A 25,987-nucleotide genomic window follows, 5' to 3' on the forward strand; every position below is an offset into this window, starting at 1 on the left:
AAACTTTGGGGGGCTCTTTTCTTTCGGGTCTTCGCTTTTCTCCTCTGCTCGTGTTGCTCTGTGTGGCCTGGGTTAGGACCCAGAGCCTCTCTCATTCCGCCACTGTACGAAGAGTTGCAAAAGCGTAGCTTCCGCGTGCTCTTCGAGCCATTGGCCGAATTCTGGATTGTCCTTTTTGGTGACCTTGAGCGCGATCGCCTTCTCATCGATTGTCAGCGTGCCCAATGAACTGCCGTTCTCATCATTGATGACCGAAGTCAGCCCACGATTGGGCGGCTTCTTGTCGCTACGTGCTTTGCTCGAGCAAGCCGAATAGACCGCTTGGAACTTTTCGGAACTAGGAGTGTCGTCGGGCAGGGCGGCGAGCGCCTCTTTGGCGATGTCTACCAAATCTACCTTCACCGACAAGGCAGCTAGATCACCCCACTGCCGTCGTCCGATCCCATGTGCTGGCCCGATGAGTTGAACAAGACCGTCTGGCAGTTGTTCTATGACGACCCTGTGGTTGGATACGCCTTGCCGGGTCAGACCTAGAGCATCTTGAATGACACCGGGTTTGTACCCGGATTCTTGCATCTCTTGGATAAAAAGAGACTTTTCTATAAAAGACGGATCAAGCCTGAGGTTGTTCTCCTGGCCTTGAGCGATCAGAGATGCGTCATCGTCCAAGGTTCGAACAATTGCCTTGACCGTTCCACCGACCTTACGGATCGCCGCAAGCCTGCGGCGGCCGTAGATGATGCGATATCTGTCCGGTTGGGCTGATGGACGGACCATGATGGGCACTTGTTGGCCATGCTTGCGAATGCTCTCGGCCAACTCATCGATACTGGAATCTTCCAGCACCAACCGATCGCGCAGCCCATCCATGTCAATCTGATCGGGTTCGATATCGCGAATCGAGTTTGCTGTGATCTCGCGCAAAGAGTCGCGCAATCCTCCAACAGATCCCGGCAGCTTTGCCGCTTTTGGCGGGGTAGGGGAGGGGCCTCCGCTCTCCGTCTCATTCCTTGGAGGCTGGTTGAAGATGTTTCGGGCCATCAGCGACGCCCCCATGCCATTTGGATCGTCTGCTCTAGCTCATCGCCAACGCCATTCACGCTGGTCAGGGCGCGATCAATTGTCTTTCTGATGAATTGGTTTGGATCGACTTCGTAGACGGTCTGCTGGGTCATCCCCGCGTCGGAGATCGCCGTAGACTTCAGCATCGGCTCTGTCATGACCTGACCTGCCAGAATTGATCTCAGGTAGCCTGCCATTTGGGTTTGCGGACCGTCCGACGGTTCATATCTGGTAATCAGGAACTTGACAAAATCCCATGTGACACGCCGACCGATGGCTTCCTCCACGGCCTTGACCGTTTCTGAAGCAAGCTTCAGGAATTGGCTCATGGATGCGATGTCAAGCATGCCAGGTACCACGGTAACCAAAAGCCCCGTCGAGGCTGCCAGCGCAGTCAGGGTTAGAAACCCAAGCTGAGGCGGGCAATCGATCAGGACGATGTCGTAGTTTGCCTCAACCTCTTCAAGCGCCAAGGCGAGGCGCTCTGCAAAGATGGGCTGTACGCGACGGGCGAGAGCGTTTGCGGTCTCGGTTTCGTACTCCGAGAGCATCAAACCGGCGGGCACCATGTCGAGCTTATGGAAGTAGGTCTTCTGGATGACGTTCGAGAGAGGAACTTGGTCCTCATATCTCAAAGCATCATAGATTGTGCCGCCATCGGCGAACTCAAGCTCGGGCCGAAAGCCGAAAAACGTGGTCAAACTTGCTTGCGGATCGAGGTCTAGGACCAGCACGCGGTAACCGCGCAGGGCATACCTTTGCGCAAGATGAATCGTTGCAGTAGTCTTTGATGAACCGCCTTTGAAGTTGACGACGGATATCACCTGGAGACGATCGCCATCACGTCGACCTGGGCGGTAGCTTTCTGCGTTCTTTCCAGTGCGTCCAAGAACATCGCGCAACTCATCAATCTCTTGGGCTGTGTAGAACCGGTGTCCGCGGTTGTCTGTATGCACTTCCGGGAAGCTGCCGTCCTTGTGCCGGTTGCGCAGGTTAGATGTGCTTACGCGCAGGAGGCCGGCGACTTCGGTGGAACTGAAGCGGCGTAGGGACTTTCGTTCTTCGGGTTCGAAAGCGATCTTCATCTGGCGATCCAAAGACTCAGCCAGATTGTCGGCAAATGCTCCGATATCGGAAGAGCCTATGCCTTGCGTGTATCCAATGTTACGATCATCCATGTCCTGCCGCCCACTCTCGGCCTCTGTTGAGGCTCTTAGTCATTCTGACGGTGTACAGCGTGTCTGACGCGTTTTGCCGTCAGAATGGGAATGCCACGATCCAGTGAGTCCGGCAAGAAGAATCTAAATGTAGTGTGAAAGTTATCCACAACACCTATAGGTGTTGCCGCGTAAAAAACTCAGCAAGTCATTGATATAGATATATTAAATGCAGATCTAACCGAATCGAGCCGCTACTCTGTTGAGTTGGCACATTAGCAGCTAACCCCAAGCAACTAATGGCACTTTCTGCCTCCTGCGGAGTTTTCTCCCGGTGAAATTTTTTGGATTCGGGTCAGAAGCTACATCTGATCTTGGCTCGATTCGTACGGCATGAGGCCAAGTCGTTCCGCCCGCTCCAACAGCATTTTCACCGAAGACGGCTGCCATCTTGTTCGGCCACGAGGCGTGCGTTCGCGCATAGATTCCAGCCGTTCACAGATCGCTTGAAGCGTGATGTCGGGATCTGCGCCCTTGATGCCAGCAATAATGGCGGGCAGGCGATCGTCCGTTTCGCGGCGCCCGGCGCGGGCCAGCACCTCGGTAGGCAGGAAGCCGTCGCGGACATAGGCCTTCACAGCGCGCAGCAGGCGGCTTTGGGTCCAGCGACGCGCCTCGGGCAAGGGGCCGTTGATGATGCGCAGCACGTCCTCCCAAGCCAAGTCGGGTCGCAATCGGCGCACGTGGGGCACCCAATCTTGTGCCGTTTCGTTCAAACGCTCCATGTAGCCGTCCTGTCGCGCCAGCCGCACTTTGCGAAGAGCAGCAGGGTCTTTGGCACGCAGCCCAGGGTTCCCGCCCACGCGGCCCTTTGTGCGCGCGCTGGCGAGGCCGGCCTTGGTGCGTTCCCGGATCAGGGCGCGCTCGAACTCGGCCGCAGCGCCCAAGACCTGCAGCGTGAACTTGCCTTGCGGGGATCCGGTGTCGATCGGGTCCTGAATGGAACGAAAGAACGCCCCCTTGGCCTCCAGCCGCTCGATCACCTCCAGCAGATGCGACAGGGATCGCGCGAGGCGGTCAATCCGCACGACCACCAGCGTGTCGCCCTTGCCGATGCGCTCCAACACCCGCGCAAGCACCGGCCGCGCACGATTGCCGCCGGAGGCCTGTTCTTCATGGATCTCGGCGCAGCCTGCGGATTTCAGGGCCTCAGACTGGGGCAGGGGGGTTTGATCCTCGGTTGAAACGCGCGCGTAGCCTAGCAATGGCATCAAAACAGTCTTCTTGCAGTTTCATATAGCGCCAATAAACGACCGTTTGTAAACGAATGCAAGCAAGTGCTCTCTCGTCGTGTTCGTCCAAAATCCCTTGGTTTCCTTGCGCAGAGCGCGATCTGAGAGGTTCCACCGGCAATCGCGCGCGCATACTATATAAAGAGCATGGGCAACGGCCAGAAAATCGCTTGGGTAATATGCATAATATAGGTATTTTGCACATATGAAGCCGCAAGAGTCTACTTTGCCTGATGATTTTGACGACCCCCGCATCACCACCGAGGGGGATGAGGAGTCTCACGAGGACGACCTCTGGTTCCTGCCGGGGCCGCTCGAAGAAGAACCGGATGATTTGCCCCCGGGGCCACGGGCGGAACCGCCTGATAACGCGCTCATCAACGACTGGGCAAAGGCGGAAGCGGCTCACGCTGCGCGGCTGGCAAAGGTGGCTGGACGCCTGGGTGCGCTGGATGACCGGTTGCTGCGTGGCCCGGATGGCTGGCGACACAGACTGGCACTGATCGAGGCGGCAGACCTCAGCTGGCTTGCAGGGGATCGGGTGAGTTCTGACCGCCTCGCTCTTTGGATATCAATGCGATTGTCTGGCGCACAGGATGACCCGAATGCCTTGGCAAGAGTTGGCTGGGCTGTTCGCCGCCTGACGGGTGGTCCGGGTCCGATGGTCGACCTGGCGGCATTTCTGGACCGCCGCGATCCCGAGAACATCGAGGATGCCACCGAGCGGCTAGAGGATCGCGCAGGCGGATGGCTGGAGGTGATGAAATCAGCTGTTCATCTACACCCGATCACGCGGGCTTGCATGGGGTTTCACCTCTGGAGCTTGGCGGGTCTCGGGCAACAAGGCGACCAGATCGAAGCAGCCGTTACCGCGGCAAGGATCACGGCCAGCGACGGAAGGGGAGCGAACTTTGCACCACTAGCTATGGGTGGGGCAGGGGGGTTGCGCGCGTCGGGCTTACCACCGGAGCGTCTTGCTCGCTGGCTGGATGGGATGGAGACTGCCTGCCTGACCGCGATGCGGCACTTGGACTATATCGAGACATGGTCAGCGAGGACAGAAGCAGAGATGATCTCGCTCTCAGGCAAAACTCCACCGGCTTTGCGCGCCGTGCTGACCGAATGGCCGCTCCTCTCCGCACCGATGGCCGAGGCCCTTACCGGCACCAGCCGAGCGGCGGTCCAGCGGAACCTGACCTGGATGGAAGTAAGGGGATTGGTCCGTGAGGTAACAGGGCAGGGAAGGTTTCGAATGTGGCGGACAGCAAATTAGAATTTGCCTAAATGCGAACAGGAACATGCCCAAGCGTGATTTCAGCCATTCAGTTTCCAGTAAAATACGCGACCTTCAGGAGAGGCGTGAGCACCTCGAAGCCGCGGCGCCGGATCGAGCGATGGATCTTGCGGTATCTTTCTGCCTGCACCTGTCCGAGTTGATCAGCTTGGCCGACTACAGCCTGATTCGTGGAGGTGGTGTCAAATGGCTGGTTGCCGGTTTGAGCAGGGTTTCTTCGCTGCCCGCGATATTGGTCACGGTGTTCCTAGCGCGGAAGCCAAGGACTGTCCGGTTTGATTGCCGCGGATTTCCTCAAGCACACCTTTTAGGCCACCTCCGTCAGCGCATCGATGACGGGGCATTCGGGCACATCGTCTCCGCTACATTGCGCCACGGTGGATGACAGGACGTGCTCGATGCGCTTGAGATCCGCGATCTTGGCGCGGACCGAGGCGAGATGCGCATTTGCAAGACCCTGCACCTCGCCGCAGGTCTGAGCCCCGCCATCGACCAATGCGAGCAGATCGCGAACCTCGTCGAGCGTGAACCCCAATTCGCGCGCGCGCATGATGAAGCGCAGACGCGCGACATGCCTGTCATCGTAGACGCGGTAGTTTTTGCTTGAGCGTGGCGGCTCAGGCATGACGCCTATGTTCTCGTAATAGCGAATGGTCTCGAGGTTGCAGCCGGTCAGCTTGGCGAGATCTCCGCGCCTGAGTACCTTCACCGATCTGTGATGATTTTTCACGTTTGACCCCCTTGAGCCTGTACCAGCTACAGACTCTAGATTGAGATCATCACTGAGGCAAGGATGATTCGAACCATGACTGAAACCACATCCGACGGCCCCCAGACGGCAATGGGCGAAACACCGGTAGCTGACAAAAAGGCATGGGCGACAACCGGGCTCGGCGTACTCGGCGCGTTGGCCATGACCTCATGTTGCATCCTGCCGCTGGTGCTTGTGAGCTTCGGCGTCACCGGCGTGTTCATCGCCCAGTTGGGTGCGTTCTATCAATATAAGTGGATCACCTTCGCACTGAGTGCCGCTTTCATCGGATACGGCTTTTACCAGGCGTATAGCCCGATCCCGGCCGAAGCCTGCGCTGATGGCACCTGCGCGCGACCGATGAACCGAACACTGATGCGGTCCATTCTCTGGGCTGCCACCGCGATCGTCGCCGTGGCGATGATCTTCCCCTATCTCACCCCATACCTCCTGTCCTACTGAAAGGCCAAACCCATGAAAACAATCCAACTCGCCATCGCGACTCTGGGAATTCTGGCCGCAATGCCTGCCAGTGCCGAAGAACAGCGCATCAAAGTCGGTGTCGGCGAACTCACCTGCCCGACCTGTTCGTTCACCGTCGCGGCGGCGATGCGCGGCGTGCCCTCGGTCGAAATCATCGATTTCCAGGACGGCGAGGAGTTTGGCACGGGCACTTACGTCGTGGCCTTCGACGATCAGGCTGCCAGCCCCGCCATGATCATCGAAGCGGTTCTGGCCAACGGCTATCCGGCCGAGGTGCTCCAGGCAGGGGAGTCCTGAGCACGGAAGGACGGGTAGGGCCATGAATGACAAGCACATGGGCGGGCTTCTGGCCTTCATCATTGCCGCGCCGATCATGGTGATCTGCTGCGGCGGCGGTGGCGTCATCCTGGCCACCATTCTCGGCGGGATTGGCGGGTGGTTGATGGGGCTCGGCGGTATTGCCGCGGTCGTCGCGGCAATTGGCGCGATGCTGGTTGTTCGCGAGATCAGGCGCAGAGGATCAGCAGGTGTCGGTGGCGCGCCGGATGAGACTTGCACCAAAACCCGGGCCGCCGGTGAGAGTATCCACCACCCGGCCGACTTCGCGGCCGAGTAGAGCAACGCACCGACATGAGGTCTTTTGGCTGTTCGGGTTGATCCCGGATCCGGTGAACCACGCAACCCATGCACCCGATATGAGGAAAGAAAATACGATGCCTTCAGACGACACATCTTCGAATGGCCTTATGAAAGTGGGCATCATCGGCACAATCATTGTGGCGCTCTGCTGCTTTACGCCCATTTTGTTGATCCTCTTCGGAGCAATCGGCCTGGCCGCCGTCGTTGGATATCTGGACCTCGTGCTGTTTCCGGCACTGGGCATCTTTATCCTGCTGACCATCTATGCGCTCTGGCGGAAGAGCGCGCGCGGTTCAGCATCTCAAGGGAATTGACACATAATGAATTCAGTTAATCCGAGCTTCACTTCCGACATCGGGTCGATGGTGGGAAGAGAAAATTTGGCCGAGCCATGAGGACGGCGCGGGTTGCCAGGAAAAGGAAATGAACATGAACCAGACCGTCAAAGCTCATGACTGCTGTCCGACCAACGAAGCCAACAGCGACAGCTATGACCTGATCGTGGTTGGCGCCGGCTCGGCCGGATTCTCCGCCTCCATCACCGCGGCTGAGGCCGGAAAGCGGGTGGCGCTCGTCGGCCACGGCACCATCGGCGGCACCTGCGTGAACGTTGGCTGCGTGCCGTCCAAGGCGATGATCCGCGCCGCCGAAGCGGTGCACAGTGGCGCGTCCGCTGCCCGGTTCCCGGGCATTGAGCCCTGCGCACACGCGGTGGATTGGCCCGCCGTGGTGAAAGGCACCGTCGAGCTGGTTGAGGAGATGCGGCACAAGAAATATATCGACCTGCTGCCGGCCTATGAGAACGTCACCTATATCGAGGAGGGTCCGGCGCGATTGGTCGAGGGTGGCGTCGCGGTCGGAGCACGAGTCATATCCGCCCCGTGCGTCCTGATCGCCACCGGCTCGCGCCCGCATATGCCAGCGATCGAGGGCATCGACACCGTGGATACGCTCGATTCCACCGGTCTGCTGACCCTGCCCGACCGACCCGACAGCATCATAGTGCTGGGCGGCGGCTATATCGGATGCGAGCTGGCACAGATGGCCTCAAGGCTGGGGGTGAAGGTCACGCTGGTGACCCGCTCGCGCCTTCTGCCCGGTGCCGAGCCGGAGGTGGCCGAGGCGCTGACGCAGGCGCTGAAGGCCGAAGACATCGCGGTCGAGACCGGTCTAAGATACGTCGCGGTCGCGCAAAACGCGGGCGGCGCCACTCTGACAATCGACCGGGGCGGTATGACCCAGGCTCTGACCGCTGACCGACTGGTTGTAACCACCGGCAGGATTGCCATTTCCGAGAACCTCGGGTTGGAAGACCTCGGGATAGAGACCGACGCGCACGGCTCGATCAAGGTCGGTCCTGACATGGCCACCACGCGGGCCGGCATCTGGGCTGCGGGCGATGTCACCGATCGTGATCAGTTTGTCTACATGGCCGCCTACGGTGCCAAGGTGGCAATCAACAATGCCCTTGGACTGAAACCGATGCGCTATGACAACGCGGCGATGCCCTGGGTCGTGTTCACCGACCCGCAAGTGGCCGGCGTCGGCCTCTCGGAGGCAGAGGCGAAGGCCGCCGGGCATGAGGTCAAGACGAGCGTGATTACACTCGACAACGTGCCCCGCGCTGCCGCCGCGCGCGATTCCCGCGGCGTGATCAAACTGGTGGCAGACGCCGAGACCGACCGCCTGCTGGGCGGCCAGATCGCGGCACCGGAGGGCTCCGACACGATTCAAACGCTAGCCATGGCGCTCAAGTTCGGCATGACCGCACGCGCGCTTGGAGAGACGATTTTCCCATATCTAACCACGGTCGAAGGGCTGAAACTCGCCGCGCAGACCTTCGACAAGGATGTGGCCAAACTCAGCTGCTGCGCGGGGTGACACCATGGCATCGCCCGAAAGAACGGACCTTTTGTCGACACTTCCTGGTCTGTTAATCGCCTGGGGCTTGCCCATTGCTGCGATGCTCCTGGCGATCGGTGTGCCACATCCGGTCAAGACCTGGGTCTGGGTCGGCACGCTGATCTGCATGTGGACGGCCTGTTTGTTGAATGCCCGCCGGTGCAAACGGCGGCATTGCGTCTGGAACGGACCGTTCTTCCCGGTGAACACGCTGCGCTCACTATCCAAGGGTCAGCACCATTTCCCCTGAAAGCGATAGCGGTGGAATGTGCAGGTTCTCTGGTGCCGGGCCTTTGCGGATCCTTCCCGCGGTGTCGTAATGCGACCCATGGCACGGGCAGAACCAACCGCCGAAGTCCCCAGCGCCATCTCCCAGAGGGACACATCCCAGATGCGTGCAGACGCCGATCATGACCAGGAAGGCTTCGTGCCCGGGGACCGATCTGTTATTATCAGTCGCCGTTGTATCAGCCGGAAGATTGGGGTTTCGAGCGTCGGTGTCCGGAAGTGCAGACACAGTTTCCGAGCGTGCCTCAGAAATTTCCGCATCTGTTCGAAGCCGGATGAATACCGGTTTCCCACGCCAATTGACGGTCAGTTGTGTCCCGGGAGGAAGGTCGGAGATATCGACGGAGATCGTTGCGAGCGCACGGACATCAGCGGAGGGGTTCATTTGGTCCACGAGCGGCCAGACGGCGGCGCCAGCAGCCACGATTCCCGCTCCTGCTGTGGCGTAGTAAAGAAAATCCCGGCGTGCTGTGTCCTCGTACGTGGTACTCATGTTACGTATTCTACGAGGCAACTGCGCAGGAGGGTCAACGGCGCACGTGTAATGTTTTGTAAACGAGACCCGCTTTCGTGGACGCGCAGGCGAGCGATCTCGTCCGACTAGCGATGAGGTGCCGCACCCCTGGCCAACATCAGATGATGTTCCTGGTGATGTGCACCAATCGCCATCAGACCAAAGAAGCCAAGCCCCTGTATCTGCGCGGCATTGCCATCCACAATGAGCGCCACCCCATCGTTTAGGTCCTCTGTCACAACATCCCAGCCAGTCTCGGCCTCGAGAAAGGGCGCATGGGCGGGCACCATGGCGCGGATGGCCTCTAGAATACGTGGGGTCCCCCAGATCTCGAACCGCGCGCCTTCGGGGCGCAGCATGCGGGTGACAACAGCATCCATGGTCAGAAGATCCATATTGACCAGATGGCGGCGCAATCCGTCGATATCGACCCGCTCCCAATCCGTCTCGGGATCGGCCTGCAGGATCCCAACGATTTCCGCCAGGGCGGCAAAGGCCGATTGCCCGGTTTCCTGCGGTCCGCCCATATCGTGACCGGTCGCGGAATGCGCGTGCTGGGCGGCCACGGGTGCCGCCATCAGTATGGCAAGGAGGAGGGGAATGAGACGCATGGACGGATCCTTCAGTGGGGTGCTGTCATATTTAGGCTAGCAGGGGCGGGCGCATCGCAATATGATTTCAATCATATGTTGCCAGACCCTTATGATCATATCCCGAGCTCAGCCCTGCGCCCACTTTCCGGCGCGGTTGGCGATATCGTGTTTCACCAAGGCGACCCCACCCACGGTCTCTATGTTGTACAAACCGGACGCGTACATCTCGAACGGGTCGGTCCGGGTGGCGAGCGGTTCATCATCCACCGTACCCAAGCCGGGACAAGCTTTGCCGAAGCCTCCGTGTTTTCAGATGTCTATCATTGCGATGCGGTCTTCGTGGAGGCCGGGGCGTTGGTCCGGATCGACAAGGCCGCTGTCTTGGCCGCCTTTGCGGAGCCGGAGTTTGCGCGCACCTATTGCCGCCAGGCAGCTCAACAGATACAGGCGCAGCGACAGATGCTGGAGATCGTCGGCATTCGGCGCGCAGAGGACCGGGTGATGGCGGGGTTGGTCGCGGGCCTGCTCGAAGGCTCCGTGGTTGAGTTCGCCGCCCGGTTACAGCTGAGCCATGAAGCGACCTACAGAGGCTTGCGAAAGCTCGTGCAGGACGGGCGGGTCGCAAACCCGTCCCGTGGGATCTATCACCTGCGCCATTGAGCCGATCAGCTGTGGCTGGCAAAGACGGAGGTCGCGCCGTCGGACGCCACAAGCAAGGTATCAAAAGCGTCACCGGCCCCGGGACCGCCCATGCCGGGCGAACTCATCGGCATGCCGGGGACAGTCAAACCGCGCGCCACCAGTTGTTCTGCCAGAAGCCGCTTGATGTCCGAGGCGGGCACATGGCCCTCAATGAAGTAATCGCCTACCACCGCGGTGTGACATCCAGCGAGTTCCGGTACGATTTGCAGACGGTCTTTGAACGCATAAAGCGCATCCTGATCGACATCCTGCGCTTCGACGGCGAACCCTGCCTGGCGAACATGTTCAACCCAGGCTGTGCAGCACCCACATGTCGGGGTCTTCAAAACCCTGATGATGGGGGCCGCATCGGCGAATACGGGGCGCGCCAGTACCACGGCGGCACCAGACATCAGAAAAGCTCGTCTGTTCATGCGTCAATCCTTATCTTTGTTGGTCAGAACAATAGCCTCGTTAGATTTGCCGTCGAGAGTGTTCTCTTCATGCGTCATCGTTCGCTTGGGTATGTCGAGCGCGTGCCCGCTTGCTGGCCCCCGAATTGGCTGAACCAGCATTCTGTCGATCCAAAGATCTCGCTTTGTGCGAAATTGCTCGATGCCAATCTCCATTCCGGTATGACCCTTGGCTGGCTGGGCAACATAGGTGCCGAGCAATCGATCCCACCAGGGCAGATTGAAGCCGTAGTTTGAATTCGTCTCCTTAGGATCCACCGAGTGGTGCACGCGGTGCATGTCTGGCGTGACAAGAACCCATCTGAGCCAGCGGTCGATAGAGACCGGCAAATTGATGTTGGCGTGATTGAAGAGGGCAGTGGCGTTGAGGATCACTTCGAAGAGCAGAACCGCAAAGGCTGGTGGGCCGAGTGCCGCGACGACCGCGAGCTTGATCGCCATCGAGATCACAATCTCGACCGGGTGAAAACGAAGCCCGGTTGTCGCATCGAAATCAAGGTCGGCATGGTGCATGCGGTGCAGCCGCCAGAGGGCAGGGACAGCGTGAAACATCACATGCTGCAGATAGATGGCGAGATCAAGCAGCAGCATCGAGACGAGTGCGGCGGCCCAGACGGGGATGTCGAGATTGTTGAACAACCCCCAGCCACGATCTTCGCCCATCACTGCCAATCCGACGGCAAGGATGGGGAAGGTCAGACGCAGGATTACCGTGTCGACGATGACCAGCGCCAGGTTATTGGTCCAACGGATCACACGCGGAAAGTCCCGGCGCCGGCGCGGAGCCGCAATTTCCCAGAGTGCCATGGCGGCCAATACGCCCAGAAAGGCCGTCAGGCGAATTTCGGGTTCCGCAACAAGGATGGTTTCGATCACTTTCCAGCCTCCCGTGATTTCAACCCGACACCATGGCTCGCGTGCGGGTTTGACGATGACGTCGTTGCCTCTCCTTCGTTGGCTTCGGACGCATTGGAAATGTCGAGATCTTGGGCATGCGCCTCGTCGAGACAATCGGTCTCCAATTGCAAGGTGACCATGTGAAAGCCGTGCTCGTGGGTGAGCCGGTTATAGGCGCTTTCGAGAATGCTGGCGGCGTCAGCGGAATCGGCATGGCGCAGGTGGGCCGAAAACGCGTGTTTGCCACTTGTCAGGGTCCAGGCATGCACGTGATGGACATCGAGGACATGCGCCTGTTCGCGAAGATCTGCGATGACTGCTGGAAGGTCTGTGTCTTCCGGCGTCCCTTCCATGAGGATGTGAACCGCTTCGCGGATCACGCCGATTGAGGCCCAGAGGAGCACGACGCCGAACGCAGCGCCGAGGATCGGGTCGATTGCGAGAAAGCCGGTGAACTTGATGACCAGGGCGGTCACGATGATCAGAAGGCTACCGACGAAGGTCTGGATGATATGCCAGAGCGCGCCACGGGCATTCAGATCGTCTTTGCTTGATTGCCACATAAGGCCGAGCGAGATGACCTCAGTGACCAATCCACCGAAGGCCACCCAAAGCATGGGCCCCGTCGGCAGATGGATCGGATTGCCGAGCCGCATGACGCCCATCCAGATCACGAGAAGCGCCATGCCCAACAGAAAGCCGCCATTGACGAGCGCACCGATGATCTCGGCACGATACCAGCCGAAACTGCGCTCCGGATCGGCAGGCCTGCGGGCGATACGCTGAGCGACAATCGCCACCAGAACCCCACCGACCGCCGAAAGTGTGTGAAAAGCATCGGACAGGACAGCGATCGAACCCGTCCATAGGCCAACGGCCAGCTCGATGACGAAATAGATACCCGTCAGCCATGCGGAGATGACCAGCGCCTTGCCTGACGTGGGCATGTGTCCAGTGTGAGAATGGGATGCCATGTCAGCTCTCTTTCCTTGTAGGGCGGCGTTCGCGCCAAATCGCGACAAGCAGGGACAATGCGGTAAACCCGCCGAGCGCGACTGCCGTCCAGGTGGCAGTGCGGGCATCCCCGTTCATGGCCTCGCTGCCGAGGTGCGCGAGAAGAAAACTCGCCGGGATGATTCCGGCCAGGGTCGCAAGCGCGAAGCGCCACAGATGCAATTTACTCAGCCCGGCCGCATAGCTGATCATGTCGAAGGACAGAAACGGCAACAGCCGGCTTCCGAAAACCAGAAAAGTCAGGGTGTTCTGCGACCCGAGAAAGTACGGGCCTGTCTTTTGGCCGAAGTGGCGTTCGACGAAGGGTTGGCCGAGCCAACGGGCGAGGAGAAAGGCGCCGAGTGCCCCGAGTTCCGCACCGAGGACGACAAGTAACGTCCCGAACGTGTGGCCATAAGCGGCGCCAGCAGCGAGCGCGATCGGGGCGGAGGGCAACGGACTAGCAACGATTGCCGCCGTCATGAGCGCGACCACAAGTATGGGCCCCGTAAGTCCCGCGGCATCGATCCAGCGGTCAAGGTCCTCACGTTCGGGAAGATTGATGTCAAAGCCCAGAACATCCGGCAATGCTAGAACGGAGATCGCGAGCACCAGAAGGAGCAGTAAGGCAAGCCGAAACATCATGGCCAACCCCACGGCTGCCTGGCGTCCTGTTCAGAGTTTTGTTGTCTCGCGCCTATCATGAGGCGTGACATAGGGCTTCCAGTCGCTGGAAGGTCAAGGGCCAACATCGCTTTGATACATTTTGCGACAAAGGAAGTTCGGGTCATTTGGGAAAGAACAATCTATTCTGCGCGTTATGACATGCCGAACAAAAACCAGAGATCATAGACGATCGCAGGGCCTGCGAAGCGCGAAGACTTGGATCGGGCCCCTTGCATTGGTGATCGCGGCGAGTGGCTTCGTGCTGCCGCAACCCGTTACGGCTCAGACGGGAGCTGCACTTATCGATCAGGTAGAAGACATTGTGCTGCCGTCGCTGCCAGGAGCGCATGAGCCCTCTCTTACGCGCCACGATGGCGTAATCTACATGAGCTGGATCGAGCACGAAGGGGGTCAAACCAAAGTCATGATGGGCCTCCGGTCCGCGCAAGGCTGGTCAGAACCGCGCCTTGTGCATCAAGGATTCGATCTGTTCGTGAACTGGGCTGATTTTCCCGGCATCGCGCTCTTCGACGATGGCACGATCGCGGTTCACTGGCTTCGTGAAATCGGTCCGTCGAGTTTCGACTATCAAGTCGAGATCGCGCTTTCGCGCGACGGTGGCGCGTCCTGGAGCGAACCGCTGATTCCGCATGAAGACAGGTCTTTTGCGCAGCACGGGTTCGTGTCGATGCTGCCTGCGGGTGCGGAAACTCTGGCCGTCATCTGGCTTGATGGGCGCGCCTATGGTGCTGATCGCAACGAAGCATCCACGACGCCTGATGCCATGCAATTGCGGGCAACGACGCTGGCAAGCGACGGCTCTCTCGGCCACGACGTTGCCGTCGATGTGCAGACTTGCTCCTGCTGCCAGACAAGCCTCGCAGCGACCGGGAATGGCACGATACTCGCCGCTTACCGAGACCGAACGGATGGAGAGATCCGGGATATCTCCGTCGTGCGGCTGAACGTTGATGGATGGCAAAGGCCCGTGACGGTTCACCATGATGGGTGGGAGTTGGCGGGATGCCCGGTCAATGGTCCGGCAATTGCTGCCGATGGCGATGACGCGGTCGTCGCTTGGTTCACCGGTGCGAACGACCTTGCGGCTGTCAAGGTGGCTTTCTCTGGCGACGCGGGTCGCAGCTTTGGCGCGCCGGTCCGGGTCGATCTCGGCAATCCAGTCGGCCGGGTCGATGTCGAGCTGCTCGAGGACGGGACCGCGTTGGTGTCTTGGGTCGAATGGACCGACGGGAATGAAGCGCTCATGCTGTGCCGTGCGGAAAAGGAAACCGGATGTGTGGCACAGGAGGTGCTGGCGACAAATTCGGCAGGTGCGTCCGTGAACTTTCCAACCATGGCTCGGCTGGACCGTGACATCTTCATCGCCTGGACCCAGCCTGAAGAGACGGGCGACCGCATCGCCATGCGCCGGGTCAGACTGACGGAGATCGACTGATCATGTCCGCCCCGCCACATATCCTCGTGGTCGATGATCATGCCGAAATTCGGCAATCGGTCACACGCTATCTCCAGAAAAACGGGATGCAGGCCACCGGTGCGGGCAACACGTCCGAAATGGATGACCTTCTGGGCAGGGAAACCATCGATCTGATCGTGCTGGATATCATGATGCCGGGAGAAGACGGTCTGGCTGCCTGTGCGAGGTTGCGCCGCGAGCATCGGATGACCCCTATACTCATGCTCACCGCGCTCGGCGAAGATGACGATCGCATCAATGGGCTCGATACGGGGGCAGATGACTATCTCGCAAAACCTTTCAACCCGCGCGAGCTTCTGGCCAGGATCAATGCCATCCTGCGCCGTTCGGGCGAAGCATCTTCGCCACACGGCGGCGCGCTTGCAGGAAAACGCGCGAGATTTGCCGGTATCACGTTTGACCATGACGCCGGCCAGGTGACCAAACAGGACGGCACGGCAAACACGCTGACAACTGCAGAAGCGAAGCTGCTGTCGGTCTTTCTGGAACGTCCACGCGCCGTCATCAGCCGGGATGAGTTGCTCGAGTTGAGCGCCGGGCGCATCGCTGGACCTTTCGATCGAACGATAGACAATCAGGTCTCCAGACTGCGCAGGAAGATCGAACCGGATGTCTTGCGGCCGCGGATCATCACGACAGTGCGCAATGGCGGCTATTGTCTGAACTGCGACGTGGATCTGGAGAGCTGATGCGCATGGGGTTTCGCACGCAGATCGCCATCCTCGTTGTGTCGGTTCTGTTCGTGGCGCAAGTCGTCGGGTTTTGGCTATTCGTGGATGAACGGTCTCTGGCAGTACAGGCGGCCATCGGGAGCGAGGCGGCGGGGCGTGCGGCCAATGTTGCCCGCCTCATCGAAGCCGCCCCACCCGATTTACGCGATGAAATCGTCGCGGCGGCGACCTCGCCCCTGGTGCGCTTCGAGCTTGGTGATGAGCCGTCGGTCACGCATACACATCATGACGAGAATGGTGCCGTAGATGCCCGAATTCGCGCGCTTTTGAACGATGGTTACAGTCGGGACATCCGCGTTGAAGTCCATGAGATTGAACAGGGGCTTCTCCCGTTGCCGAACCTGTCGCCAGAAATGGCCGAGATGCACGCTGAAATGATGCGAGGACGTTTGGCGGCGATCGAAATGGAGGTATCGATCGCGATCGCGGGAGGCCGCTGGTTGAACGTCGCAACAAGGTTCGAGCGTCCGCCGATTCAGTGGTCCTGGGCGTCCACGTTTTCATTTGTGCTGACGTCGGTGGTACTGCTCCTAGCTGTATTCTGGTTTGTTCTGACGCGCTTGACGCGCCCTCTGAACGAACTCGCGGCATCTGCGGACGAATTCGGTCGAGGGGGAGGGCAGGGGCCGATTGCGCCTGTCGGTCCGACAGAGGTTCGGGATCTGACGATTGCCTTCAACGACATGCAGGCGCGCCTTGCACGGTTCGTCACGGACCGCACCCAAATGCTTGCGGCACTTGCGCATGACCTGCGGACACCCCTGACAGCGCTGCGGGTCCGGGCCGAAATGGTGGACGATCCCGAGACCAAAGACGGCATCGCGACATCGCTCGAGGAAATGCAGGAGATGGTCGAAGCCACGCTCGCCTATGCCCGCGGCGTCGGGCAAGGCGAAGAGTTACGGCGTGTCGACGTGGCGGAATACCTCTCTGAACTCCACAAGAACACACAAGGCGACCTTGATCTGCAAGTGGGCCCCGAGGCAGTGGTGCAGATCAAACCCATGGCCATGCGGCGCGCGCTGCGCAATCTGATCGACAATGCACAACGCTACGGTCGCGACCCCGTTCTTTCGTGGGATATGTCCGGGGCGAGCGTTGAAATACGGGTCGACGATTGCGGGCCCGGGATCCCTGAAAGCCGCATCAGAGAGGCGTTCCAGCCCTATCAGCGGATCGAACAATCCCGATCACTGGATACAGGCGGCCACGGGTTGGGGCTCTCTATCGCGCGCAGTATCGTTCTGGAGCATGGCGGTGTCATAGACTTGTCGAACCGCGATGAGGGTGGGTTGCGCGCGCGCGTGGTGCTGCCTCTGACCGGCACGTCCGACGTCGGCGAGCGCTTGGATCGGGGATCTCACGACCTATTGGAGGTGCCAGGACACGGAACCTGACCGGCTTTCCAGCTGCTGCGTTGATACATATCATTACAAAAAACCAAAGCGCCAAACGTTCCTGAATTCTTCCATGTCCGCTAAAATACAAGGCAATCGACATGGAATGAGACAGAACCATGCAATCAAGGAACCGATACCTGATGTCCAGACGCGCCTTCGCGGGCGGTTTGGGTACAACGCTCCTATTTGCGCCGTCCGTTGTCACCGCTGAGACCGCTGAGCCAGTTCGACGGAATGTCTCGTCCTTTCGTACCCACGCTTGGGAAGACCATTTCGACACACTCGGGGTTGGGCTCATCATCTCTGACACGACATCGATGGTCCTCCAACATTGGACCGCTGAGGGAGAGATGCGTCTATATCCGACGTCTGTTCCGATCTCGGATGAATTGACACGGCGCGGCTACACAGAAGTTGTAGAGAAGCGAGAGAACCCGAGTTGGGCGCCGACGCCATCCATGCGCGAACGCAACCCTGAATGGCCACTGCGCATTCCGGGCGGTGATCCAGCCAATCCGCTTGGCACGCGGGCCCTTTATCTTTCCTGGGAGTATTACCGGATCCACGGCACGCAAGACACGCGCAAGATCGGTCGTCGCTCATCGAATGGCTGCATCGGTCTTTACAATGAACACATTGAAGAGGTGTTCGATCGCGTCCCGGTCGGCACACAGGTCAAGCTGATCTGATGGGACGATACACTCTCATCGCGGTTGCTCTGGCAGCATTACTGGGCTTTGGTTTTTGGTGGTCGGGAGAAGGCGATGAGCCGGATGTTGCGTCAAGCTCGGACAGAACTGGCCCAGCAATGGTCGATGTCGCGGTTCCGGAGATGCTTTCAGCGAATGCAGAAATCGGCAAAGCCGCTTTCGATGCAAAATGCGCTGCCTGTCATGGCGCGAATGCGGCCGGACAGGATGGCGTCGCACCTCCCCTTGTTCACAAGATTTATGAACCGAGCCACCACGGCGACGCGGCTTTTCTTCTTGCAGCCAAGAATGGCGTCCGCGCGCACCATTGGCGCTTTGGCAACATGCCGCCAGTCGAAGGCGTGACCGATGGCGATGTGAAAATGATCGTGGCCTATGTGCGCGAATTGCAGCGCGCGAACGGGATCAATTGAGGAACAATGAGGAGCGCAAAATGCAATTGAAGACTTGGGCAATGGCCGCTGCTATCTCGGCCGTCGGACTGGCGGCACTCGCGCATTCCGGCGCGACCGGGGTGATGAAAGAGCGGATGGATGCAATGGGCGAAATGGGCGACGCTATGAAGCGCCTGACGCCCATGATGCGTGGCCAGACCGCCTATGACCCGGACGTCGTGCGCAATGCGGCTGACACGATGATCGGTCACGCGGGCACCCAGATGACCGAGCTGTTCCCGGAAGGGTCAAATGGAGCCCCGTCGGAGGCGCTCGACGCGATCTGGGAGGATTGGGAAGAGTTTGCTGCTCTGGCGGAAGCCCTACGATCCAGTGCTGAGGGCATGAAGCTGGCCGCGGGCAATGGCCTCGGTGGCCCCGGGGACATGCCCGGCAGTGGCATGATGGGGACAGACCAGGGAATGATGGGAACCGGTCAGACCATGATGGGCGGCGGCCAGGGGATGATGGGAACGGGTCAAGGCATGATGGGTGGCACGCCAGGACAGATGATGACCACCGAAATGCTGGCAGAAATGCCCGTCAATGCAGGGTTCATGGCCGTGACGCAGACGTGTTCGGCCTGTCATCAGAAGTTCCGGGCTGAGGAAAACTGACGCGTGCGGTTGCTGTTCCGGGGACTCCTAATGGCTGCGACTGTTGGCGTGACGGGAGGTATAGCCCTCGTTGCATGGCCAATCGGGATCGAGCCGCCTGAGTCACTCGAGGTCCTCGAAGGCGACGTGGTTCGCGGGGCATATCTGGCGCGCGCGTCCGGATGCATTGCGTGTCACAGCAATTTCGAGGCCGGAGGCGCACCGCTGGCCGGGGGCGCACCGCTCGTGACGGACTTCGGAACCTTCTACCCGCCAAACCTGACAACCGATCCCGATCACGGAATGGGAGCTTGGACGATCTCCGACTTTGCGCGCGCCGTCCGGCAGGGCGTGTCGCCGGAGGGTGAGCCGTACTACCCCACATTCACCTATCCGTTCTACGCGCAGTTCTCAGATCAGGACATCGCCGATCTCTGGGCAGCTTTTCAGACCGTTCCAGCGGTTCCAGAACCATCACCAGCGCACGCGGCCAGTTTTCCATTTGATCAACGCTGGGGGCTGAAGCTTTGGCGGGCGGCCTATTTGTCGGAGCCGGACACCGATCCGGTTGAAGAACGCAGCAATGCCTGGAACCGCGGCAAATGGCTGGCGCGAGGGGCGGCCCATTGCGGCGCCTGTCACACGGACCGAAACATTGCCGGGGCCCGGATCGCGGACCGGATATTTGCCGGAAACGACAGTCTGCCGGACGGCAAAAGTGCGCCCTCGATCCTGCCCGCCGATCTTCAGGCCGCAGGTTGGGACGCTGACAGCTTGGCCTATGCTCTCCGCACCGGGATCACGCCAGAAGGTGATGTGTTCGGCGGCAGCATGGCGGAAGTCGTGAATTACGGAACGGCGTTTTTGAGTGATGCTGACCTTGCCGCCATGGCCACTTACATCCTGGACAACGACCTGTCCGAAAATTGAGAGTTATTGATGACCCTGAACCTCAGCCGCAGAAAGTTTATCGCCGCAGGTGCCGCGCTCGCAACGCTTGGCGCAGGGCGTGGCTGGGCAGCCACCCCAATCGACCTGCACACGCGTGTCGCCGATGTCCAGCTTCTGCCAGAGAAATATGGGCAGACCCGTATCTGGGGTTTTGACGGAACGGCGCCGGGGCCGGAAATCCGGGTGGCGCAGGGCGCGCGCGTTCAAAGGCGTCTGATCAATGACCTGCCCGACGCGACCTCCACCCACTGGCACGGGATCCGCATCGACAACGCGATGGATGGTGTTGCAGGTCTCACCCAGGACGCCATCGCGCCCGGTGCATCGTTTCAGTACGACTTCGTGGCACCTGATGCGGGCACCTACTGGTACCACGCGCATAACCAGTCGTTCGAACAGGTAGCACGCGGCCTTCATGGCGCGCTGATCGTCGAAGAGCCGGAGCCGATCGATATCGACCGTGAGGAGGTTCTGATCCTTGACGATTGGCTTGTCGACCCCGAGACCGCCCAGATCGCGGATACCTTCGGGGCGATGCACGATCTGAGCCACGCCGGGCGGCTAGGCAACTACATAACCACGAACGCCACCTATAACCTCGCACTGCCGGTCAAGCGGCACGAACGTCTGCGCCTGCGCATGATCAACGCTGCAAATGCGCGCGTTTTTCAACTGGCGCTCGATGGTCTCGAAGGCTGGATCGTTGCGCTCGATGGCATGCCCCTCGCCCAGCCAAGGCCGATCGATGGGAATATCGTCCTGGCGCCCGCGCAGCGGGTCGATCTGATCGTTGACGTGACTGCGGAAGCTGGTGGCGCCGGACATATCGTGCAGATCGACCGCAACGAGAGTTTTTCGCAAGTGGCTTTCGAAGTGACCGGAGACGCTACCCGCGCGCGACGGGACGCTCCCCGCGCGCTGCCCCCGAACGCCCATGCGATACCGGATCTGGCCGAGGCCACAAAACTTGAATTGCTCATGCAGGGCGGTGCTATGGGCGGCATGATGGGAGCGATGATGGGCGGGCAGATGTCGTCCATGCGCGACATGATGCAGTCCGGCAACTTTTGGGCGTTCAACGGAGCGGTCGGCGGCATGGACGGCGCACCGCTCGCGGCCTTGTCGCGCGGTGAGACGGTGCGCCTGAAGATCACCAATGATACGGCGTTCCCCCATGCCATGCATCTGCACGGAATGCATTTTCATGAAATGGCACCCGACGGGATCCTTGGGCCGCTTCGGGATACGACACTGCTGGATCGTGGCGAGGTCCGCGACATTGCGTTCGTGGCCGACAACCCCGGCAAATGGCTGCTGCATTGTCATATGCTGTCGCACTCAGCTTCGGGCATGATGACCTGGATCGACGTGGCATGAACCGGGGCACTGCCTTTGTCGGGGCTGTTTCTATCGCCATGGTTGGAGCGGGGATCCTTTTCTGGATGGCCAATGCGGCAGGCTCCGATAGCGGGGTCATGCCAAAAGACGTGGATATCACCGCGGGCCAAACCCTTTACGTCGAGAATTGTGCGTCCTGCCATGGTGCCAGTCTGGAAGGACAGGAGAACTGGCAAAGCCCGGGCGAGGACGGTCGCTTACCGGCACCGCCGCATGACGAGACAGGACACACCTGGCATCACGGGGATCAGGTTCTTTTTGAGTACACCAAGCTTGGTGGCCGCGCACTGATGGCGGCTCAGGGCATGGAGTTCGATAGCAGTATGCCAGGCTTCGGGGATCAGCTTTCCGATCAGGAGATCTGGAACATTCTTGGATACATCAAATCGACCTGGCCCGACCGAATACAGGAAATGCAAGCGGTGCGGACCGAAGGCGAGACACGGAAGAGGGAAAATTGAGATGAAAATACTTTTGAGGCTGGTTTTGGCGTCGATCCTCGTTGTCCCACTTGCCGTTCAGGCCGACGGTCTAAGCGAAGATCGCGTCAAGGAACTCGTGCTTGAGGCTATTCGCGAGAACCCCGAGATCGTATTGGAGGCGGTTCAGATCATAGAGCAGCGCGAGCAGCAGCGTCAGGCCGCAGCCGCTGCAACCGTTCTATCCGAGAACCGCGATCTACTGGAAAACGACCCGAATGCGCCGGTGCTCGGCAATCCAGAAGGCGATGTGACAGTTGTCGAGTTCTTCGACTACAACTGTCCTTATTGCCGCCGCGTGAAGCCGCATATCGAAGCATTGCTGGAAGCAGACCCGAATGTCCGGCTGGTCTATCGGGAGTGGCCAATTCTGGGCGACGGGTCCGTCTTTGCCGCACGCGCGGCGCTCGCCGCACGCGAGCAGGGCAAGTACGAAGAGTTCCACTGGGCGCTTATGGGGATGGCCGGACGGGCCGAAGCGGCCTCTGTGATTCAGATGGCCGGGCAGGTTGGACTGGATGTCGCGCAATTGCGGCGCGACATGGAGTCTCCGGAAATCGATGCGCATATCGCAGCGTCGATGGAGCTGAGCCGTGCGCTCGGTTTCAATGGAACACCATCCTTCGTGATCGGCGATGCGCTCGTTCCCGGCGTAATCGAGGCGGACCAGATGATTCGTCTCACGGAAGAAGCGCGTGCAGCAAGCCAGTGATCTTACACCGGTGCCGCCTCGTACCCGGCAGACTTGATTGCTTGGATCACGGCCCCGTCGGTTTGGGAAGTTGTGACTTCAACCGTCCGGGCATCGAGGTCGGTTGAAACCTGAGCTGCAGGATCGAGACCTGCGATTTCTTTTGTGATTGCAGCGGTGCAATGGCCGCAGCTCATGTCTGGTACGTGGAATTTCATGTGAGGTCCTTTCCTGACTTGGGCTCGAGATAGGGATTCCAGCAAGTGGAAGGTCAAGTGGAGGTCGGTGAGTAGGGCAAAACAAAAATATTTTCATCTGCCCTATTGAGCTTCCAGTCACTGGAATCCCTATATCCGTTGTGAACTCAGATAAGGCGAACCGACATGATCCAAAACTCGCAAGTCACTCTTAGCATCGAAGGCATGACCTGCGCGTCTTGCGTTGGTCGTGTGGAAAAATCCCTTTCGGCGCTGGAAGGCATCTCCGATGTCTCCGTCAACCTCGCGTCTGAATCCGCACGACTGTCCGTCAACGACCCGGCCCGTCTGCAAGACGCCGCTAGGGCGCTGGATACACTGGGCTACCCTGCGCGGACCGCGAGGGTCACTCTCAACATTGCATCCATGTCCTGCGCCTCCTGCGTCGGGCGGGTCGATAAGGCGCTGGCTGACGTGCCAGGTGTCTTGTCCGTGACCGTGAATCTCGCCGCCGAGACAGCCGTCGTCGAATTCCTTGAAGGTGCAGTCGCGACGGCTGATCTGATGGCTGCGACTGCGGCCATTGGTTACCCCGCCGAGGTCGCGGAAGCGAACGCCAGCCAGTCGCGCGTAGAACGCAAGGCGGAAGAAGCGGATAAACTCCGCCGCAACGTCTTCTTTGCGGCGGCTCTGACACTCCCGGTCTTCGTTTTGGAGATGGGCGCACACCTTGTCCCGGCCTTTCATATGGCCATAGCGAACAGCATCGGGACCCAGACATCCTGGGTCATCCAGTTCGTTCTGACGACGATCGTTCTCTTCGGCCCCGGCAGGCACTTCTTTTTGAAGGGTATTCCGGCGCTGCTTCGCGGTGCCCCGGACATGAACAGTCTTGTCGCTGTAGGCACAGGTGCCGCTTGGACCTACTCGGTGGTCGCAACCTTCCTTCCCGGCCTGCTGCCTGTGGGCGTGCGCGCAGTATATTTCGAGGCCGCTGCCGTTATTGTCGTGCTCATCCTGATCGGACGCTGGCTCGAAGCCCGAGCGAAGGGACGGACTGGCGCGGCTATCCAGTCGCTCCTGGGACTTCAGGTCCGTACCGCCCGCGTCCTGCGTGATGGTGAGACCGTCGAGGTTGACGTCGATGCGCTCGGCGTTGGCGACACGATCCTCGTGCGCCCTGGCGAGCGGATTCCCGTCGATGGTGAGGTCGTTGATGGGACCAGCAACGTTGACGAGAGCATGATAACAGGCGAGCCTGTGCCCATAACGAAAGCCGCAGGCGCAACCGTCACCGGCGGCACGGTAAACGGCACCGGCAGCCTGACTTTCCGAGCGTCACGCGTAGGCTCTGACACGACGCTCGCGCAGATCATTCGCATGGTCGAAGAGGCGCAGGGCGCCAAACTGCCAATCCAGGGACTGGTGGACCGGGTAACGCTTTGGTTCGTGCCCGCCGTCATGGCCTTGGCAGCCCTGACAGTTGTTGTTTGGCTATTGGTCGGCCCTGACCCGGCATTGACCTTTGCGCTGGTGGCGGGAGTGTCAGTGCTGATCATCGCCTGCCCCTGTGCCATGGGGCTTGCCACGCCGACCTCGATCATGGTGGGGACAGGTCGCGCAGCCGAGATGGGTGTTCTGTTTCGCAAAGGTGACGCGCTTCAGGAACTCTCAACCGTCAATGTCATCGCGCTTGATAAGACCGGAACGGTGACAGAGGGCAAACCAACGCTGACCGATGTCGTCGTCGCAGAAGGCTTCGACCGCGAATCCGTCCTGGGTCTGATCGCTGCCGTGGAGGAGCAGTCAGAGCATCCGATTGCCGAGGCCATCGTCCGAGGCGCGCGCAGCGAAGGCATCACAGTTCCCTCTGCGTCCGGCTTCCGGTCAGTTACCGGATACGGGGTCGCGGCCATGGTCGATGGCAAAGAGGTCATGGTTGGTGCGGATCGCTACATGATCCGCGAGAACGTCGACATCGCGTCCCTTGTCGACACCGAAAAAAATCTGGCCAGCCGTGGTCGCACCGCGCTCTACGCGGCCGTTGATGGCAAGTTGGCTGCCGTCATCGCGGTTGCCGATCCGGTAAAACCCGCGAGCCGTGACGCAATTGCCGCTCTCCACGGCCGAGGCTTCCAGGTCGCCATGATTACCGGCGACAAGCAGGAGACGGCCGAGGCCATCGCCCGCGAGACAGGGATCGACCAGGTCATCGCGGGCGTGCTGCCGGACGGAAAGGTCGCGGCGCTTGATGACCTGAGGGCAGGGGGCCGCAAGATTGCCTTCGTGGGCGACGGGATCAACGACGCGCCTGCGCTGGCGCATGCCGATGTGGGCATCGCGATCGGCACGGGCACGGACGTGGCGATCGAGTCCGCCGATGTGGTGCTGATGTCAGGCGATCTGCGCGGCGTGGTGAACGCGGTCGAGGTGTCGAAGCGGACGATGTCGAATATCCGCCAGAACCTCGTTTGGGCGTTCGGCTACAACGTGGCCTTGATCCCGGTTGCTGCGGGTGTGCTTTACCCCGCCTTCGGGTTGCTGCTGTCTCCAGTTTTCGCCGCGGGCGCGATGGCGCTGTCCTCGGTTTCGGTCCTGACCAATGCGCTGCGCCTGCGCCGTATTGCCCCCGCGATGTATGAGCCGCCAAAGACTGAGACGCCACTCACGCAGGCCCATACCCAACCGGCAGAATAGGAGATTGAGCCCCATGAATATTGGAGAAGTCGCGGAACGCTCTGGTATCCCGCCCAAGACCATTCGCTATTACGAGGATATCGGTCTGGTTCGCCCGCAACGAAGTGGCAACGGCTACCGGGCCTTTCGCGAGATGGATGTGCACAAGCTCGCATTTCTCGGTCGTGCCCGCGCCCTCGGGTTTTCCATCGAGGACTGCCGGACCCTGCTCAGCCTCTATGAGGACGAAAGCCGCGAAAGCGTGCAGGTCAAGGCCATTGCAGAGGACCATCTGACCGCGATTGACGAAAAGATCACGCAGCTTCAGTCAATGCGAGAGACGCTCTCCCATCTGATCAAATCCTGCCACGGCGACCATCGTCCGGATTGTCCGATCCTGAGCGACCTGGCCGGCGATCCGGCACGATCCTAGGCGACGACACGTAATTCTGCAGCGGGCAACGGTGCCCTTTTCGAAAGCAAGTCAAATGAAGTGTCTTTCGAGGCGCTCCTTCCTCTCCAATTCCGCCGCTACGTTCGC

Annotated in this window: 31 protein-coding genes; 20 read left to right on the plus strand and 11 right to left on the minus strand. The window is 60.0% G+C overall.

Annotated elements, in window-relative coordinates:
• Window positions 1-72: 72 nt before the first annotated feature.
• The 3 genes from repB to PGB28_RS11685 all read right to left on the minus strand — a co-directional run bounded on the left by repB (window position 73) and on the right by PGB28_RS11685 (window position 3,490).
• Window positions 73-1,041, minus strand: a complete 969-nt coding sequence (gene repB / locus PGB28_RS11675; RefSeq protein ID WP_271421697.1) for a plasmid partitioning protein RepB — start codon at window positions 1,039-1,041, stop codon at window positions 73-75.
• Window positions 1,041-2,240 (minus strand): plasmid partitioning protein RepA, encoded by a 1,200-nt coding sequence (repA, locus tag PGB28_RS11680; RefSeq protein ID WP_271421698.1) that lies wholly within the window; start codon window positions 2,238-2,240, stop codon window positions 1,041-1,043. The genes repB and repA overlap by 1 nt, the downstream gene beginning before the upstream one ends.
• Before the next feature lie 341 nt (window positions 2,241-2,581).
• Window positions 2,582-3,490, minus strand: coding sequence for a recombinase family protein (locus PGB28_RS11685; protein WP_271421699.1), 909 nt, complete (start codon window positions 3,488-3,490; stop codon window positions 2,582-2,584).
• Window positions 3,491-3,716: 226 nt separating this feature from the next.
• On the opposite strand from PGB28_RS11685, the gene PGB28_RS11690 reads away from it, so the two are divergent.
• A complete protein-coding gene (locus PGB28_RS11690) occupies window positions 3,717-4,784 on the plus strand; it encodes a hypothetical protein (RefSeq protein ID WP_271421700.1) in 1,068 nt (355 codons plus the stop codon).
• Between the two features lie 328 nt (window positions 4,785-5,112).
• Here PGB28_RS11690 and PGB28_RS11695 read toward each other — a convergent pair whose 3' ends face one another.
• Window positions 5,113-5,514, minus strand: a complete 402-nt coding sequence (locus PGB28_RS11695) for a MerR family transcriptional regulator (RefSeq protein WP_271421796.1) — start codon at window positions 5,512-5,514, stop codon at window positions 5,113-5,115.
• Between the two features lie 96 nt (window positions 5,515-5,610).
• Here PGB28_RS11695 and PGB28_RS11700 point away from each other — a divergent pair, with 96 nt between their 5' ends.
• From PGB28_RS11700 to PGB28_RS11725, 6 genes are all read left to right on the plus strand, one after another.
• The gene (locus PGB28_RS11700) at window positions 5,611-6,018 is read left to right on the plus strand and encodes a mercuric transporter MerT family protein (protein WP_271421701.1); all 408 of its coding nucleotides are present in this window, start codon (window positions 5,611-5,613) and stop codon (window positions 6,016-6,018) included.
• 12 nt (window positions 6,019-6,030) lie between these two features.
• The gene (locus PGB28_RS11705; RefSeq protein ID WP_271421702.1) at window positions 6,031-6,336 is read left to right on the plus strand and encodes a heavy-metal-associated domain-containing protein; all 306 of its coding nucleotides are present in this window, start codon (window positions 6,031-6,033) and stop codon (window positions 6,334-6,336) included.
• Between the two features lie 22 nt (window positions 6,337-6,358).
• Complete coding sequence (locus PGB28_RS11710; RefSeq protein ID WP_271421703.1) at window positions 6,359-6,655, plus strand: hypothetical protein; 297 nt, start codon at window positions 6,359-6,361, stop codon at window positions 6,653-6,655.
• Window positions 6,656-6,752: 97 nt separating this feature from the next.
• On the plus strand, window positions 6,753-6,992 hold the full coding sequence (merF, locus tag PGB28_RS11715; protein WP_271421704.1) for a mercury resistance system transport protein MerF: 240 nt from the start codon (window positions 6,753-6,755) through the stop codon (window positions 6,990-6,992).
• Between the two features lie 109 nt (window positions 6,993-7,101).
• Window positions 7,102-8,559: a mercury(II) reductase gene (gene merA / locus PGB28_RS11720; protein WP_408636247.1), complete on the plus strand. Its 1,458-nt coding sequence runs from the start codon at window positions 7,102-7,104 to the stop codon at window positions 8,557-8,559.
• A gap of 82 nt (window positions 8,560-8,641) precedes the next feature.
• Window positions 8,642-8,830 carry a hypothetical protein gene (locus PGB28_RS11725; RefSeq protein WP_271421706.1) on the plus strand — a complete coding sequence of 63 codons (189 nt, stop codon included), beginning with the start codon at window positions 8,642-8,644 and terminating at the stop codon, window positions 8,828-8,830.
• Here the strand turns inward: PGB28_RS11725 and petA are convergent.
• Entirely contained in the window at window positions 8,801-9,361 is a 561-nt protein-coding gene (gene petA, locus PGB28_RS11730) for a ubiquinol-cytochrome c reductase iron-sulfur subunit (RefSeq protein ID WP_271421707.1), read from the minus strand. The two genes, PGB28_RS11725 and petA, sit on opposite strands and share 30 nt — an antisense overlap.
• Before the next feature lie 107 nt (window positions 9,362-9,468).
• Window positions 9,469-9,993 (minus strand): hypothetical protein, encoded by a 525-nt coding sequence (locus tag PGB28_RS11735; protein ID WP_271421708.1) that lies wholly within the window; start codon window positions 9,991-9,993, stop codon window positions 9,469-9,471.
• 75 nt (window positions 9,994-10,068) lie between these two features.
• Between PGB28_RS11735 and PGB28_RS11740 the strand changes: the two genes are divergently transcribed.
• Complete coding sequence (locus tag PGB28_RS11740; protein WP_271421709.1) at window positions 10,069-10,635, plus strand: Crp/Fnr family transcriptional regulator; 567 nt, start codon at window positions 10,069-10,071, stop codon at window positions 10,633-10,635.
• A gap of 5 nt (window positions 10,636-10,640) precedes the next feature.
• Here the strand turns inward: PGB28_RS11740 and PGB28_RS11745 are convergent, their stop codons facing one another.
• The 4 genes from PGB28_RS11745 to PGB28_RS11760 are packed head-to-tail and all read right to left on the minus strand — an operon-like array spanning window position 10,641 to window position 13,664.
• Complete coding sequence (locus PGB28_RS11745; RefSeq protein WP_271421710.1) at window positions 10,641-11,090, minus strand: DUF411 domain-containing protein; 450 nt, start codon at window positions 11,088-11,090, stop codon at window positions 10,641-10,643.
• Between the two features lie 3 nt (window positions 11,091-11,093).
• Window positions 11,094-12,005, minus strand: coding sequence for a sterol desaturase family protein (locus tag PGB28_RS11750; protein WP_271421711.1), 912 nt, complete (start codon window positions 12,003-12,005; stop codon window positions 11,094-11,096).
• Window positions 12,002-13,000 (minus strand): cation diffusion facilitator family transporter, encoded by a 999-nt coding sequence (locus PGB28_RS11755; protein ID WP_271421712.1) that lies wholly within the window; start codon window positions 12,998-13,000, stop codon window positions 12,002-12,004. The genes PGB28_RS11750 and PGB28_RS11755 overlap by 4 nt, the downstream gene beginning before the upstream one ends.
• Window position 13,001: 1 nt before the next feature.
• Complete coding sequence (locus PGB28_RS11760) at window positions 13,002-13,664, minus strand: TVP38/TMEM64 family protein (RefSeq protein ID WP_110796839.1); 663 nt, start codon at window positions 13,662-13,664, stop codon at window positions 13,002-13,004.
• A 259-nt stretch (window positions 13,665-13,923) separates the two neighbouring features.
• Here PGB28_RS11760 and PGB28_RS11765 point away from each other — a divergent pair, with 259 nt between their 5' ends.
• The 10 genes from PGB28_RS11765 (at window position 13,924) to PGB28_RS11810 (ending at window position 22,594) form a co-directional block, all read left to right on the plus strand.
• Window positions 13,924-15,141, plus strand: coding sequence for a sialidase family protein (locus PGB28_RS11765; protein WP_271421797.1), 1,218 nt, complete (start codon window positions 13,924-13,926; stop codon window positions 15,139-15,141).
• A 2-nt stretch (window positions 15,142-15,143) separates the two neighbouring features.
• Window positions 15,144-15,872 (plus strand): response regulator, encoded by a 729-nt coding sequence (locus PGB28_RS11770; protein WP_271421713.1) that lies wholly within the window; start codon window positions 15,144-15,146, stop codon window positions 15,870-15,872.
• 5 nt (window positions 15,873-15,877) lie between these two features.
• Window positions 15,878-17,311 carry an ATP-binding protein gene (locus PGB28_RS11775; protein WP_271421714.1) on the plus strand — a complete coding sequence of 478 codons (1,434 nt, stop codon included), beginning with the start codon at window positions 15,878-15,880 and terminating at the stop codon, window positions 17,309-17,311.
• Window positions 17,312-17,454: 143 nt separating this feature from the next.
• Window positions 17,455-18,003: a L,D-transpeptidase gene (locus PGB28_RS11780; protein ID WP_271421715.1), complete on the plus strand. Its 549-nt coding sequence runs from the start codon at window positions 17,455-17,457 to the stop codon at window positions 18,001-18,003.
• Between the two features lie 119 nt (window positions 18,004-18,122).
• Window positions 18,123-18,437, plus strand: a complete 315-nt coding sequence (locus PGB28_RS11785; protein WP_271421798.1) for a c-type cytochrome — start codon at window positions 18,123-18,125, stop codon at window positions 18,435-18,437.
• 20 nt (window positions 18,438-18,457) lie between these two features.
• Window positions 18,458-19,075, plus strand: coding sequence for a c-type cytochrome (locus PGB28_RS11790; RefSeq protein WP_271421716.1), 618 nt, complete (start codon window positions 18,458-18,460; stop codon window positions 19,073-19,075).
• 30 nt (window positions 19,076-19,105) lie between these two features.
• Window positions 19,106-19,984 (plus strand): c-type cytochrome, encoded by an 879-nt coding sequence (locus tag PGB28_RS11795; RefSeq protein ID WP_271421717.1) that lies wholly within the window; start codon window positions 19,106-19,108, stop codon window positions 19,982-19,984.
• A gap of 9 nt (window positions 19,985-19,993) precedes the next feature.
• Window positions 19,994-21,382, plus strand: a complete 1,389-nt coding sequence (locus PGB28_RS11800; RefSeq protein WP_271421718.1) for a multicopper oxidase family protein — start codon at window positions 19,994-19,996, stop codon at window positions 21,380-21,382.
• Complete coding sequence (locus PGB28_RS11805) at window positions 21,379-21,864, plus strand: c-type cytochrome (RefSeq protein WP_408636249.1); 486 nt, start codon at window positions 21,379-21,381, stop codon at window positions 21,862-21,864. Before PGB28_RS11800 ends, PGB28_RS11805 begins: the two co-directional genes overlap by 4 nt.
• A 1-nt stretch (window position 21,865) precedes the next feature.
• Complete coding sequence (locus PGB28_RS11810; RefSeq protein ID WP_271421719.1) at window positions 21,866-22,594, plus strand: DsbA family protein; 729 nt, start codon at window positions 21,866-21,868, stop codon at window positions 22,592-22,594.
• Between the two features lie 2 nt (window positions 22,595-22,596).
• On the opposite strand, the gene PGB28_RS11815 is transcribed toward PGB28_RS11810, so the two are convergent.
• Window positions 22,597-22,791: a heavy-metal-associated domain-containing protein gene (locus PGB28_RS11815; protein ID WP_271421720.1), complete on the minus strand. Its 195-nt coding sequence runs from the start codon at window positions 22,789-22,791 to the stop codon at window positions 22,597-22,599.
• A gap of 165 nt (window positions 22,792-22,956) precedes the next feature.
• Between PGB28_RS11815 and PGB28_RS11820 the strand changes: the two genes are divergently transcribed.
• Together PGB28_RS11820 and cueR are read left to right on the plus strand one after the other, a co-directional pair.
• Window positions 22,957-25,467 (plus strand): heavy metal translocating P-type ATPase, encoded by a 2,511-nt coding sequence (locus PGB28_RS11820; protein WP_271421721.1) that lies wholly within the window; start codon window positions 22,957-22,959, stop codon window positions 25,465-25,467.
• A gap of 13 nt (window positions 25,468-25,480) precedes the next feature.
• A complete protein-coding gene (gene cueR / locus PGB28_RS11825) occupies window positions 25,481-25,879 on the plus strand; it encodes a Cu(I)-responsive transcriptional regulator (protein WP_271421722.1) in 399 nt (132 codons plus the stop codon).
• Window positions 25,880-25,987 lie beyond the last annotated feature (108 nt).

Origin of the sequence: Primorskyibacter aestuariivivens, assembly GCF_028023675.1 — a bacterium.
In the GTDB taxonomy this organism is placed as follows: domain Bacteria; phylum Pseudomonadota; class Alphaproteobacteria; order Rhodobacterales; family Rhodobacteraceae; genus Marinovum; species Marinovum aestuariivivens.